Origin of the sequence: Streptomyces sp. NPDC048411, assembly GCF_040704695.1 — a bacterium.
Taxonomy (GTDB): Bacteria; Actinomycetota; Actinomycetes; order Streptomycetales; family Streptomycetaceae; genus Streptomyces.
The window spans coordinates 69,145-80,867 of sequence record NZ_JBEZKL010000014.1 but is presented as its reverse complement, the minus strand read 5'-3'; the positions used below and the strand labels follow the sequence as shown (position 1 = coordinate 80,867).

The window sequence follows — 11,723 nt, the reverse complement described above, 5'->3', positions numbered from 1 at the left end:
GTTCCTCACAGACGTTCGAAGGCGCGTCGGAGCTCCCAGTCGGTCACCGCGGCGTCGAAGGCCTCGAGTTCGACGCGCGCCATGTTGCGGTAGTGCGCGACGACGTCCTCGCCGAAGGCCGCCCTGGCCAGGTCGCTCTTCTCCCAGAGGTCGGCGGCTTCGCGGAGTGTGGTGGGAACGTGGTCGTACGCGGCGGTGTAGGCGTTGCCCTCGCAGGGGTCGGGGAGTTCGAGCTTCTGCTCGATGCCGTGCAGGCCGGCGGCGATCATTCCGGCGACGGCGAGGTACGGGTTGACGTCACCGCCGGGCAGCCGGTTCTCGAACCGCGTCGAGCGGCCGTGGCCGACGACACGGAGGGCACAGGTGCGGTTGTCGTGGCCCCAGGCGACGGCGGTCGGGGCGAACGAGCCGGGCTGGAAGCGTTTGTACGAGTTGATGTTCGGCGCGTAGAGCAGGGAGAAGTCGCGCAGGGCGGCGAGCTGTCCGGCGAGGAAGTGGCGCATCACCGGTGACATGCCGCCCTGTTCGCCTGCCATGACGTTGCGTCCGTCGGCGTCCTGGAGGGAGAGGTGGATGTGGCAGGAGTTGCCCTCACGCTCGTTGAACTTGGCCATGAAGGTGAGCGCGACGCCCTCCTGGGCGGCGATCTCCTTGGCACCGGTCTTGTAGACGGCGTGCTGGTCACAGGTGACCAGGGCCTCCTTGTAACGGAACACGATCTCGTGCTGGCCTGGGTTGCATTCGCCCTTGGCGGACTCGACGGTCAGGCCCGCGGCCGCCATCTCGTTGCGGATGCGGCGCAGCAGGGGCTCGATGCGGCCGGTGCCGAGGACCGAGTAGTCGACGTTGTACTGGTTGGCCGGGGTCAGATCGCGGTAGTTGCGGTTCCAGGCCTGTTCGTAGGTGTCCTTGAAGACGATGAATTCGAGCTCGGTGCCCGCCTGGGCGGTGAGACCGTGCTCGGCGAGGCGCTGCAGCTGACGGCGGAGGATCTGGCGGGGGGCGGCGACGACGGGCGAGCCGTCCTCCCAGGCGAGGTCGGCGATGACCATGGCCGTGCCGTCGTTCCAGGGGAACCGGCGCAGGGTCGTGAGGTCGGCGTGCATGGCGAAGTCGCCGTATCCGCGTTCCCAGGAGGACATCGCGAAGCCGTCGACGGTGTTCATGTCGGTGTCGACGGCGAGCAGGTAGTTGCACCCCTCGGTGCCGTGCTCCATGACCTCTTCGAGGAAGAAGGCGGCGGCGAACCGCTTGCCCTGCAGCCGCCCCTGCATGTCGGGGAAGGCGAGGACAACGGTGTCGATCTCACCGCTCTCGACGAGAAGCCGTAGCTCCTCGACCGCGAGCGGGGGTGTGCGGTCTGCCACGGGAAGATCCTCCTTCGGTCAGCCGGAAGTCATAAGGTAGGCGTGAGAACCATTGTTGGGAAGGGAAGCCGGGACGTGGCGGAGGGAAGCGAGCCCATCGAGGGACCGCAGCCGGCGCTGCGGCCTGTCCTGCGGCCCGTGCGGGCGGGGAACGGCTTCGAGGAAGCACTCGAACAGATCCTGCAGGTGGTCAGGCTCGGTCTGGTGCCGGGTGGCGAGCGGCTGCCCGCGGAGCGCGAGCTCGCCGAGCGGCTCGGGATCAGCCGCGTCACCCTGCGGGAGGTCCTGAAGGTGCTGCAGGACCAGGGGCTGGTGGAGAGCAGACGCGGGAGGTACGGCGGTACGTTCGTGCTCCCGCGCACCGGCAGCCCCGGCGAGGACGAGCTGCGCCGCCGGGTGGCGGCCGTCGACGTCGAGGACGTCCTGCGCTTCCGCGAGGTGCTGGAGACCGGGGCGGCCGAGCTGTGCGCCTTGCACGGGCTGACCGACGAGGGCGTGGAACGACTGCGTACGGCTCTGGCTGCGACACACGATGCACCTCTGCCCGACTACCGCAGGCGCGACACGCTCCTGCACCTGACACTCGCGGAACTGTCCGGATCCGCCACGCTGGCCGCGCAGTACGCGGCCGTCCGGGCCACGGTGAACGACCTGCTGGACTGCATACCGCTGCTCGTGCGGAACCTTGAGCACTCACAGCATCAGCACACCGCGCTCGTCGAAGCCGTGCTCGACGGGGACGCCGAGGCGGCACGGGCCCTGATGCGCGAACACTGCGCGGGCACGGCGGCGCTGCTGCGCGGATTCCTGGCCTGACCGCTTGCGCGGCAGCCCACCGGAACGCAAAGGTATTTCTCAGCACCATTGAACCGGGTCCGCCCGCAGGCGGCCGACCGGAGGGCTCCGCCATGTCCGTACCGCTCATCGGCGTCACCACCTACTTGGAGCCGGTCGCCCGCTGGGGTGTCTGGGAGCTCCCCGCTGCCCTGCTCCCGTCCGCCTATCCGCGGCTGGTCCAGCGCTCCGGCGGTCTCGCCGCCCTGCTGTCGCCGGACGACCCGGCACGGGCGGCGGCCGCCGTGGCCCGGCTGGACGGTCTCGTCGTCGCTGGCGGCGCCGACGTCGAGCCCGTACGCTACGGCGCGGAGCGCGATGCCAGGACCGGTCCCCCGGCCCGGGAACGCGACGCGTGGGAGCTGGCCCTGATCGGTGCCGCGCTGGAGTCCGGTACGCCGTTGCTCGGCATCTGCCGCGGCATGCAGCTGCTGAACGTGGCGTTCGGCGGCACCCTCGTCCAGCACCTGGACGGGCACACCAACCCGCTGGGCGCGGCCGGGGCCTTCGGCGAGCACCTCGTGACGCCGGTCCCGGGGACGCGCTACGCGTCGATCGTGCCTGAGGAGTCCCTCGTACCGACCTACCACCACCAGGCCGTGGACCGGCTCGCTCCGGACCTGGTGGCGTCGGCCCACGCGGCGGACGGCACGGTCGAGGCGGTCGAACTGCCGGGGGCCCGGTGGGCGCTGGGGGTGCAGTGGCATCCGGAGATGGGGGACGACCTGCGGGTGATGCGGGCACTGGTGGCGGCGTCGATGCGGGGCTGACCGTGCGCCGATCGGCGGGCTACGCCTCGCGCGCCGTCAGCGCGAGCAGGTCGCGAGCCGGGCCCGTGGGACGGTGCCCCGAAGGCCAGACCGCCCTCAGTTGACGCCGGAGCCGTACCCCCGCCACCGGGATCTTCACCAGCCGCCGCGAGGACAGCTCCTCCCCCAGCGCCAGTTCGCTCAGGACGCACGGCCCCGCACTGCTCTCCGCCGCGCCCTTCACCGCTGTCGTCGAGGAGAGTTCGAGCAGTGGCTGCGCCAGCCCGCCGTGCACGGCCAGTGCCGCGTCCAGGACCTGTCGGGTGCCGGAGCCGCGCTCGCGCAGGATCAGTGGGGTCGCGGCCAGTTCCTGCGGGGTCAGCGGCGTGCGGCGGCGGGCCCACGCATGGGACGGGGCGACCACGACGACGAGGCGGTCGTGCGCGATGACCGTGCCGTCGAGGCCCTCCGGTATGGACAGCCCCTCCACGAATCCGAGGTCGGCCTCGCCGACGAGCAGCCGCCCCGCGACCGCCGCCGAGTTGCCCGCGAGCAGCGAGACCGCGGTGTCCGGCCGTTCGGCGCGCAGGGCGATCAGCCAGCCCGGCAGCAGATACTCGGCGATGGTCATGGAGGCGGCGACCCGCAGCCGCGAGTCGCGCCGGTCGCGCAGCGCCTGCGCGCCCACGTCGAACGCCTCGGCGGCCTCGACGATCCGGCGCGCCCAGTCGGTGACGAGCGCGCCCGCGTCGGTGAGCCGGGAGCCGCGCGGCGACCGGTCGAGGAGGGCCACACCGAGCTGTCGCTCCATCGACCGGATGCGGCTGCTGGCGGCGGGCTGGGTGATGCCGACGTCCCGTGCCGCGCGTCCCAGGCTGCCGTGCCGGGCGACGGCGAGCAGCAGCTCCAGCGCTCCGAGGTCGGGGACCCGGTGGGACAGGAGAACGGGTGCGGGCGCGTCGCTGGACATAAAGTCAGCTTATGACCTCATAGGGACAAGCTCCCTGGTGGGGGACGGCCTCCGGAACAAAGATCGTGGCATGGCCATCTTTCCCCAGACCCGCGCACAGACGAGCGCCCCGCACTCCGCCGCTGTGCGGCTTCCTTCTCTGCAGTACCTCGGCCCCAACTGGTACGCGACGGTCATGGGCACGGCCATCGTGGCCAGCGCGGGCGCGGCGCTTCCCGTGCACGTGCCCGGGCTGCGGGCGGCCTGCACGGTGGTGTGGGCGCTCGCGGCGGTGCTGCTCGCCGCGGTTCTCGCCGCCCGCGCCGGGCACTGGTCCGCCCACCGCGACCAGGCCCGCGCCCATCTCCTCGACCCGGCCGTCGCCCCGTTCTACGGCTGCCTCTCGATGGCGCTGCTGGCCGTCGGCGGCTCCACCATGGTGGTCGGCCGGGATGTTCTCGGGCATCGAGCCGCCCTCGCCGTGGACGTGGTGCTCTACAGCGCGGGCACGGCGATCGGCCTGACCGTCGCGGTCGCGATCCCGTATCTGATGGTCGTACGCCACCGTCCGGCGCCCGGGACCGCGTCGCCGGTCTGGCTGCTGCCGGTGGTGGCGCCGATGGTCTCCGCGGCACTCGGCCCGCTGCTGGTGCCGGAGCTGCCCTCCGGTCAGTGGCAGGAGGCGATGCTGCTGGCCTGCTACGCGATGTTCGGACTGAGCCTGCTGGCGACGCTGGTGATGCTGCCGCTGATCTTCGCGCGGCTCGTCCACCACGGTCCGCTGCCCCTCGCCCTGACCCCCACGCTGTTCCTGGTCCTCGGTCCGCTGGGCCAGTCGACCACCGCGGTCGGTCAGCTCGCCAATGTGGCGCCGGGGGCGATCGGGGCGCCGTACGCCTCCGCGCTCGGGGCGTTCGCCGTGCTGTACGGGGTGCCGGTGATGGGATTCGCGCTCCTGTGGCTGGCGCTGGCCGCGTCGATGGTGGTGCGCGCGGCACGGGGCGGCATGACGTTCAGCATGACCTGGTGGGGCTTCACCTTCCCGGTCGGCACCTGTGTCACGGGCGCCGCGGGGCTGGCCCGGCACACCGGCCTGACGGCGTTCACCTGGCTGGCCGTCGCACTGTACGTGCTGCTGGTGACGGCCTGGGCCCTGGCCGGGGTCCGTACGCTGCGCGGACTGTTCAGCGGAGCGCTGCTCGCAGCGCCGCAGGCGCCGCAGCCAGTGACGGCCCGTACCACGTGAGATACCGCCCGTCGACGAGCGCGGCGGGCAGCGCGGGAAACGCCTCGGGTCCGTCGGTGGCGGTGAAGCGGTACGGCTCGTCGGGCAGCACGACCAGGTCGGCGCCGGTCGCGTTGAGCTCGTCGAGCGGGATGCGCGGGTAGCGCTCGGCGTGGTCCGCGTACACGTTCCGCACGCCCAGCCGGGCGAGCAGATCACCGGCGAAGGTGTCGCGTCCGAGCACCATCCAGGGCCGGCGCCAGATCGGCACGATGGCGCGGCGCGGTACGGAGGCGGGCGGCGGGAGCGCCGCCCAGGCGGCCTCGGCCGCGTCGAGCCACTCGGGCCGGCCCAGCCCGCAGCCGGTCACCAGGGCTCGGTGCAGTTCGGTGAAGGCCTGGTCGAGGGTGCGGATCTCGGTGACAAGGACCGTGATCCCGGCCGCCCGGAGCGCGGCGAGGTCGGGTGCGCGGTTTTCCTCCTCGTTGGCGAGGACGAGATTCGGGCGGAGCGCGAGGACCGCGGCCACATCGGGGTTCTTGGTGCCGCCGATGCGTGCGGCGGTCAGACCGGCCGGATGGGTGCACCAGTCGGTGACGCCGACGAGGAGGCCGGGGGCGGTGGCGGCGACGGCCTCGGTGAGCGACGGGACGAGGGAGACGACACGTTCCACGGGCACCGGTGTCTCAGCGCCTCGGGTCGTTCGTGGCGTCGATGTGCTCGGCGACCGCGACGACCAGCAGCCGGGTGCCCGGCATCGTGGCCCGCCAGCGGTGCCGTACCCCGCCCGACAGGAACAGCGTGTCGCCGCGCTCCAGCCGGTACGCCTGCCCCTCCGCCTCCACCTCGGCGGCGCCCTCCGCGACGTACATCACCTCGTCGTTCCGGTGCTGGAACTCCCGCCCGAGGTCTATCTCGCCGGTGAACTCCAGCGCGCTGAGCTGGTGCCGCCCGCGCACCACTCTGCGTACCCCGTCGTCCTCGCCCGCGCGGACCACGTCGACGGCGCGCGCCGAGTCCGCGGCGGCGCGCAGCCGGGCCGTGGTGGTCTCCAGGGCGTCGGCCACCCGGTCCAGTGACCGGGCGCTGGGCCGAGCCCGCTCGTTCTCGATCTGGCTGAGGAACGGCACGGACAGGCCGCTGCGGCCGGCGACCGCGGCCAGTGTCAGCCCCAGGGTTCTGCGTCGTCGGCGAACCGCGGCGCCCACGCGGAGTGTGTCCTTGTCGTCCATGTCCGGCTCCCTCCCGACTCGCCATCCTTCCGGCTGCCAGCACCTTACGCACAACGTCGGGCAAGAACGGCCGGTAAATGAATGCCGGAACAGCCGGGAGGGGTGGCACCGCCGACCGGCGGTGCCACCCCTTCACGGTGCTTCAGACCCTACTGGGGCGTCATCTTGTCGGCGAAGCCCGGGTTCTCCTTCAGCCAGGCGCGGACCGCGTCCTGCTCCTTGCCCTTGCCGGTCGTCTGGATCTTCGCCTCAAGACTGGTGAGCTGGTCCTCGGTCATCTTGAAGTTCTTCAGCCAGCCGGCGACGCGCGGGTTGTCGTCGGAGAAGCCCTTGCGCGTCAGGGTGTGGATGCCGTCGCCCTTGCCCCAGAGGTTCTTGGGGTCCTTGAGCTTGGTGAGGTCGTACTGGTTGTATGCCCAGTGCGGCGACCAGAGCGGGACGACGATCGGTTCCTTCTTGGCGTAGGCACGCTTCAGCTCTGCGAGCATCGAGGGCGTGGAGCCGTCGACGACCTTGTACTCCTTGTCGAGGCCGTACCCCGGCAGGATCTTGTCCTTGAGCAGCCCGGTCTCACCGGCGCTCGGCTCGATGCCGACGACGCGGCCCTTGAAGTCGGCCGCCCTGCCCTTGAGGTCGTCGAGCGAGTCGACGCCCTTCACGTACGAGGGGACGGCCAGCTCCAGGGAGGTGGGGCCGTACCAGGAGCCCATGTCCTCCAGTCGGTCCCGGTACTTCTTCCAGTACGTGGCATGGGTGACCGGGAGCCAGGAGTCGGTCTCGAAGTCGATCTGGCCGTTCGCCATGCCGGTGTAGAGCGCGCCGGCCTCGTACTGCTTCACGTCGACCTCGAAGCCGCGCTGCTCCAGCAGCTCCTTCCAGAGGAAGGTGGAGGCGATGCCCTCGTCCCACGGGATGTATCCCATGCTGATCTTCTGGCCCTTGCCGACGTTCGATGCGTCGGTGGCGGCACCGGTGTCCTGCTTCGACGAGCCGAAGATGCCCATGCCACCGGCGACGAGCGCGAGGACGACGACGCCGACGACCGCGACGGCGGGCTGCGGACGGTGGTTCCAGATCTTCAGTCCGCCGGCCACCGACTGGGCCTTGGCGAGGGCGCGGCGGCCCAGGGGGGAGACCTCGCGGCCCAGCGCGCTGGTCATCCGGTCCAGGTACATCGCCAGGATGACGATGGAGATGCCCGCCTCGAAGCCGAGGCCGACGTCGACGTTGCCGATGGCGCGGTAGACGGAGCCGCCGAGGCCGCCGCCGCCGACCATGCCGGCGATGACCACCATGGACAGGCCGAGCATGATGACCTGGTTGATGCCCGCCATCATCGTGGGCAGGGCGAGCGGCAGCTGCACCCGCAGCAGGGTGTTGCGCGAGGTGGTGCCGAAGGCCTCGGCCGCCTCGACGAGTTCACCGTCGACCTGGCGGATACCGAGCTCGGTCATCCGGACGCCCGGGGGCAGCGCGAAGATGATGGTGGCGATGATGCCGGGCACGACGCCGACGCCGAAGAAGATGACGCCGGGGATCAGATAGACCATGGCGGGCATGGTCTGCATGAAGTCGAGGACCGGCCGGATCACCGCGGACACCGTTTTGGAGCGCGCCGCCCAGATGCCGAGCGGGACGGCCAGGACCAGCGTGACGATGGTCGCGACGAGCACCAGGGTGAGGGTGTCCATCGCTTCGTCCCACAGCTCGACCGAGTCGATGAGCGCGAAGCCCACGAAGGCGAGAACACCCGCGAGCAGACCGCGCAGCCACCAGGCGATGACGGCGACGATGCCCGCGAAGAGCAGCGGGGCGGGGGCGGAGAGGACGGCGGCTATGCCGTCGAACATGCCGCCGACGGCGGCGCTGATCGCGTCGAACAGCCAGGCCAGGTGGGTCTGCAGCCAGTCGACCGCACTGTTCACCCATTCACCGAGCGGGAGCCTAAACATCGGCGGCCACCTTCTTCGCAGTGGTCGTGGCGTCCTGCTTCGCAAGGGTCGTGGCGTCCTGCGCGAGCTCGATGGGGGTCATCGGCTCGCCGAGGACGGCAAGCAGCCGGGACCGGGGTACGACCCCGACGAGCTCGCCCTTGGCGTCGGTCACGGCGACCGCGACACCACTGCGTGAGCACGGCGTGAACAGCTCGATGATCGGCGTGGATTCGGAGACCGTGGCCGGCGCCGCCCTGAGGACGTCGTCGGGCGTACGGAGTTCCTTGCCGTCGTCGCCCGTGGTGCCCATGACGGTGTGCGGCTCGGCCATGACGGCGCCCGCCGTCAGCACCCGGGAGCGGTCGACGTCCTGGGTGAAGGAGGCGACGTAGTCATTGGCGGGGGTGACGAGGATGTCCTCGGCGGTACCCAGCTGGACGATCCTCCCGTCCCGCATCACGGCGATCCGGTCACCGAGGCGCATGGCCTCGTTGAGGTCGTGGGTGATGAAGACGATGGTCTTCTTCAGCCGCTTCTGCAGTTCGAGCAGCTGGTCCTGCATGTCGCGGCGGATCAGCGGGTCCAGCGCGCTGAACGACTCGTCCATCAGGAGCAGGTCGGCGTCGGTGGCGAGCGCGCGGGCCAGCCCGACGCGCTGCTGCATACCGCCGGACAGCTCGTCGGGCCAGGACTTCTCCCAGCCGGCGAGGCCGGTCAGCTCCAGCGCCTCGGCGGCGCGCTTCTCGCGCTCGGCGCGCGGCACACCCTGTACTTCGAGGCCGTACGCGGCGTTCTCCAGGACGCTCCGGTGCGGGAACAGGGCGAAGTGCTGGAAGACCATGCTGATCTTCGAGGAGCGCACGGCGCGGAGTTCGCGGGGGCTCAGGGCGGTCAGGTCCTGGCCGTCGAACAGCACGCGTCCGGCTGTGGGGTCCAGCAGCCCGTTGAGCATCCGCAGCAACGTGGACTTGCCGGATCCGGACAGACCCATCACGACGAAGATCTGGCCCGGCTCCACGGTGAACGAGGCGTCGATCACCGCTGCGGTCGTTCCGTCGGCGCGCAGCGCGTTGCGGTCCGTGCCGCTCTCGAGCTTCTGCACGGCTTGATCGGGTCGTCTGCCGAACACCTTGTACAGATGGTCGGCTTGCAGCCTTGACACATACACCTCACGCGTTGAACCGAAAACGGTCTGCCACCCCCTCCGGCAGACCGTGGAGCGGCGCGGATTCGGTCCGCTTGGCACGCGCTGCGGTGGAAATGGCGACGTGGTCCGCTCCGATGGCGCGCCTGCCCGCACTTACCCGGGCCAAACAAGACAGTGACCCAGTTCACTTCTGGGTCGGTGTCAGTGCGGTGCGGCATGATCGGGGTGTGACGCGACGCCTGATGCTCCTCGACACCGCTTCCCTCTACTACCGCGCATACTTCGGGGTCCCCGACTCGGTACGCGCACCGGACGGCACACCGGTGAACGCCGTGCGCGGTCTGCTCGACTTCATCGGGCGGCTCGTCCAGGACCACCGGCCGGACGACCTGGTGGCCTGCATGGACGCGGACTGGCGGCCGCACTGGCGGGTCGAACTGATCCCCTCGTACAAGGCGCACCGGGTCGCGGTGGAGACCGCCGACGGGCTGCCCGACGAGGAGGAGACCCCCGACACACTGGCGCCGCAGGTCCCGATCATCGAGGACGTGCTCGACGCGCTCGGGATCGCCCGGGTCGGTGCCGCGGACTACGAGGCGGACGACGTGATCGGCACGCTGACCGGTCTCGCCACCGGCCCGGTGGACATCGTGACCGGCGACCGGGACCTCTACCAGCTGGTCGACGACGCCCGTGAGGTGCGGGTCCTCTACCCGCTGAAGGGGGTCGGGTCGCTGCAGCTGACGGACGAGGCGTGGCTGCGCGAGAAATACGGGGTGGACGGCTCGGGCTATGCCGATCTGGCGCTGCTCCGCGGCGACCCCAGCGACGGGCTGCCGGGGGTCCCGGGCATCGGTGAGAAGACGGCGGCGAAACTGCTGGACGCCTTCGGTGATCTGACCGGGATCATGGCCGCGGTGGACGATCCGGCGGCGAAACTCACACCCTCGCAGCGCAAGCGGCTCGACGAGGCACGGGACTACGTGGCCGTCGCGCCGACCGTGGTCCGGGTCGCGGGTGACGTGCCGCTGCCCGCCTTCGATCCGGCGCTGCCCACCGAGCCGCGCGACCCCGCCGCCCTCGAAGCGCTGGCCGGCCGGTGGGGACTGGGCGGTGCCCTGCAGCGGCTGCTCTCCACGCTCCGGACCTGAGGTGCTAACTTAGGCAAGCCTAAGCACCTGGAGCAGGGAGAACCTCGTGGCAGAACGACCGGCGCGGCAGGCCCCCACGGCGCAGGGGGCCCAGGTCCTGCGCACCGAGCGGATCACCCCGCACATGGTGCGGGTGGTGCTCGGCGGTGACGGCCTGGCCGGCTTCGCGCTGTCCGGGTTCACCGACCACTACGTCAAGCTGTGCTTCGCGCCCGAGGGCGCCGACTACGCGCACCCGTTCGACATGACCCGGATCCGCGAGGAGTATCCGCGCGAGCTGTGGCCGACCACCCGTACCTACACGGTGCGTTCCTGGGACCCGGTCGCCCGGGAGCTGGCGATCGACTTCGTGGTCCATGGCGACGAGGGCCTGGCGGGCCCGTGGGCGCTCCGCGCCGCTCCGGGTGACCAGGTGACCTTCCTGGGTCCCGGCGGCGGTTACGGACCCGACGCGTCGGCGGACTGGCACCTGCTGGCCGGTGACGAGAGCGCCCTGCCGGCGATCGCGGCGGCTTTGGAGCAGATGCCCGCGGGTGCGGTGGCACACGCCTACATCGAGGTGGCGGACGCGTCCGAGGAGCAGAAGATCGTGACGGCCGACGGGGTCGAGCTGACCTGGCTGCACCGTGGCGACCGCCCGGTCGGCGAGGCGCTGACCGCGGCCGTGAAGTCCCTGGAGTTCCCGGTGGGCCGGGTGCAGGCGTTCGTGCACGGCGAGGCGGGCTTCGTGAAGGAGATCCGCCGCCATCTGCGGCTCGACCGGCAGATCCCGCTACCCCAGCTGTCGATCTCCGGCTACTGGCGCCTCGGCCAGAACGACGACGCGTGGCGCTCGGTGAAGCGCGAGTGGAACGAGCAGGTGGAGCGGGAGCAGGAGAGCGCCGCGTAGGCCGCCCGGCCCGGGCACCTGAGGCGGACATCCACGCCCCGGTGCTCGGCCAGTGGATGTTCCTGGAGGGCCGCCGGCTGGGTGTCCCCGCGCTGGTGATGAGCCCTCTGCTGGTGCTGACGATTCTGCTGTCGCCGTTCGGCCTGCTGGTCTTTCCGGTGCTGCGCGCGGCGCGGATGCCGAAGAGCCGGCCCGGGGAGACCTCCCCGGACCGGTTCCACGACGCGGCACTTTCCTGACCCCGCG

At 71.1% G+C, this 11,723-nt stretch carries 12 protein-coding genes; 6 read left to right on the top strand and 6 right to left on the bottom strand.

Features of this window, described 5'->3' with window-relative positions; genetic code table 11:
- Positions 1-5: 5 nt before the first annotated feature.
- Entirely contained in the window at positions 6-1,367 is a 1,362-nt protein-coding gene (locus tag AB0915_RS08300) for a glutamine synthetase family protein (RefSeq protein WP_366690311.1), read from the bottom strand.
- Between the two features lie 75 nt (positions 1,368-1,442).
- On the opposite strand from AB0915_RS08300, the gene AB0915_RS08295 reads away from it, so the two are divergent.
- Both AB0915_RS08295 and AB0915_RS08290 read left to right on the top strand, forming a co-directional pair.
- Positions 1,443-2,183 (top strand): FCD domain-containing protein, encoded by a 741-nt coding sequence (locus AB0915_RS08295; protein ID WP_366690310.1) that lies wholly within the window; start codon positions 1,443-1,445, stop codon positions 2,181-2,183.
- Positions 2,184-2,275: 92 nt separating this feature from the next.
- Entirely contained in the window at positions 2,276-2,971 is a 696-nt protein-coding gene (locus AB0915_RS08290) for a gamma-glutamyl-gamma-aminobutyrate hydrolase family protein (protein WP_366690309.1), read from the top strand.
- A 19-nt stretch (positions 2,972-2,990) separates the two neighbouring features.
- On the opposite strand, the gene AB0915_RS08285 is transcribed toward AB0915_RS08290, so the two are convergent.
- Positions 2,991-3,920, bottom strand: a complete 930-nt coding sequence (locus AB0915_RS08285) for a LysR family transcriptional regulator (protein ID WP_366690308.1) — start codon at positions 3,918-3,920, stop codon at positions 2,991-2,993.
- Positions 3,921-3,990: 70 nt separating this feature from the next.
- On the opposite strand from AB0915_RS08285, the gene AB0915_RS08280 reads away from it, so the two are divergent.
- Positions 3,991-5,145 (top strand): TDT family transporter, encoded by a 1,155-nt coding sequence (locus AB0915_RS08280; protein ID WP_366690307.1) that lies wholly within the window; start codon positions 3,991-3,993, stop codon positions 5,143-5,145.
- Here the strand turns inward: AB0915_RS08280 and AB0915_RS08275 are convergent.
- From AB0915_RS08275 to AB0915_RS08260, 4 genes are all read right to left on the bottom strand, one after another.
- Positions 5,084-5,803 carry a helical backbone metal receptor gene (locus AB0915_RS08275; RefSeq protein ID WP_366690306.1) on the bottom strand — a complete coding sequence of 240 codons (720 nt, stop codon included), beginning with the start codon at positions 5,801-5,803 and terminating at the stop codon, positions 5,084-5,086. The genes AB0915_RS08280 and AB0915_RS08275 overlap by 62 nt on opposite strands.
- A 7-nt stretch (positions 5,804-5,810) precedes the next feature.
- Complete coding sequence (locus AB0915_RS08270; protein ID WP_366132738.1) at positions 5,811-6,356, bottom strand: helix-turn-helix domain-containing protein; 546 nt, start codon at positions 6,354-6,356, stop codon at positions 5,811-5,813.
- A gap of 149 nt (positions 6,357-6,505) precedes the next feature.
- The gene (locus AB0915_RS08265) at positions 6,506-8,308 is read right to left on the bottom strand and encodes an ABC transporter permease/substrate binding protein (RefSeq protein WP_366690305.1); all 1,803 of its coding nucleotides are present in this window, start codon (positions 8,306-8,308) and stop codon (positions 6,506-6,508) included.
- Positions 8,301-9,392 (bottom strand): glycine betaine/L-proline ABC transporter ATP-binding protein, encoded by a 1,092-nt coding sequence (locus AB0915_RS08260; protein WP_366690304.1) that lies wholly within the window; start codon positions 9,390-9,392, stop codon positions 8,301-8,303. The genes AB0915_RS08265 and AB0915_RS08260 overlap by 8 nt, the downstream gene beginning before the upstream one ends.
- Before the next feature lie 287 nt (positions 9,393-9,679).
- Here AB0915_RS08260 and AB0915_RS08255 point away from each other — a divergent pair, with 287 nt between their 5' ends.
- From AB0915_RS08255 to AB0915_RS08245, 3 genes are read left to right on the top strand one after another with little or no spacing between them, the layout of a single operon-like run.
- Positions 9,680-10,588, top strand: coding sequence for a 5'-3' exonuclease (locus AB0915_RS08255; RefSeq protein ID WP_366690325.1), 909 nt, complete (start codon positions 9,680-9,682; stop codon positions 10,586-10,588).
- Positions 10,589-10,634: 46 nt separating this feature from the next.
- Complete coding sequence (locus AB0915_RS08250) at positions 10,635-11,477, top strand: siderophore-interacting protein (protein WP_366690303.1); 843 nt, start codon at positions 10,635-10,637, stop codon at positions 11,475-11,477.
- Positions 11,478-11,518: 41 nt separating this feature from the next.
- The gene (locus AB0915_RS08245; protein WP_366690302.1) at positions 11,519-11,716 is read left to right on the top strand and encodes an abscisic acid-deficient protein Aba4 family protein; all 198 of its coding nucleotides are present in this window, start codon (positions 11,519-11,521) and stop codon (positions 11,714-11,716) included.
- The last annotated feature ends 7 nt before the right edge of the window (positions 11,717-11,723 follow it).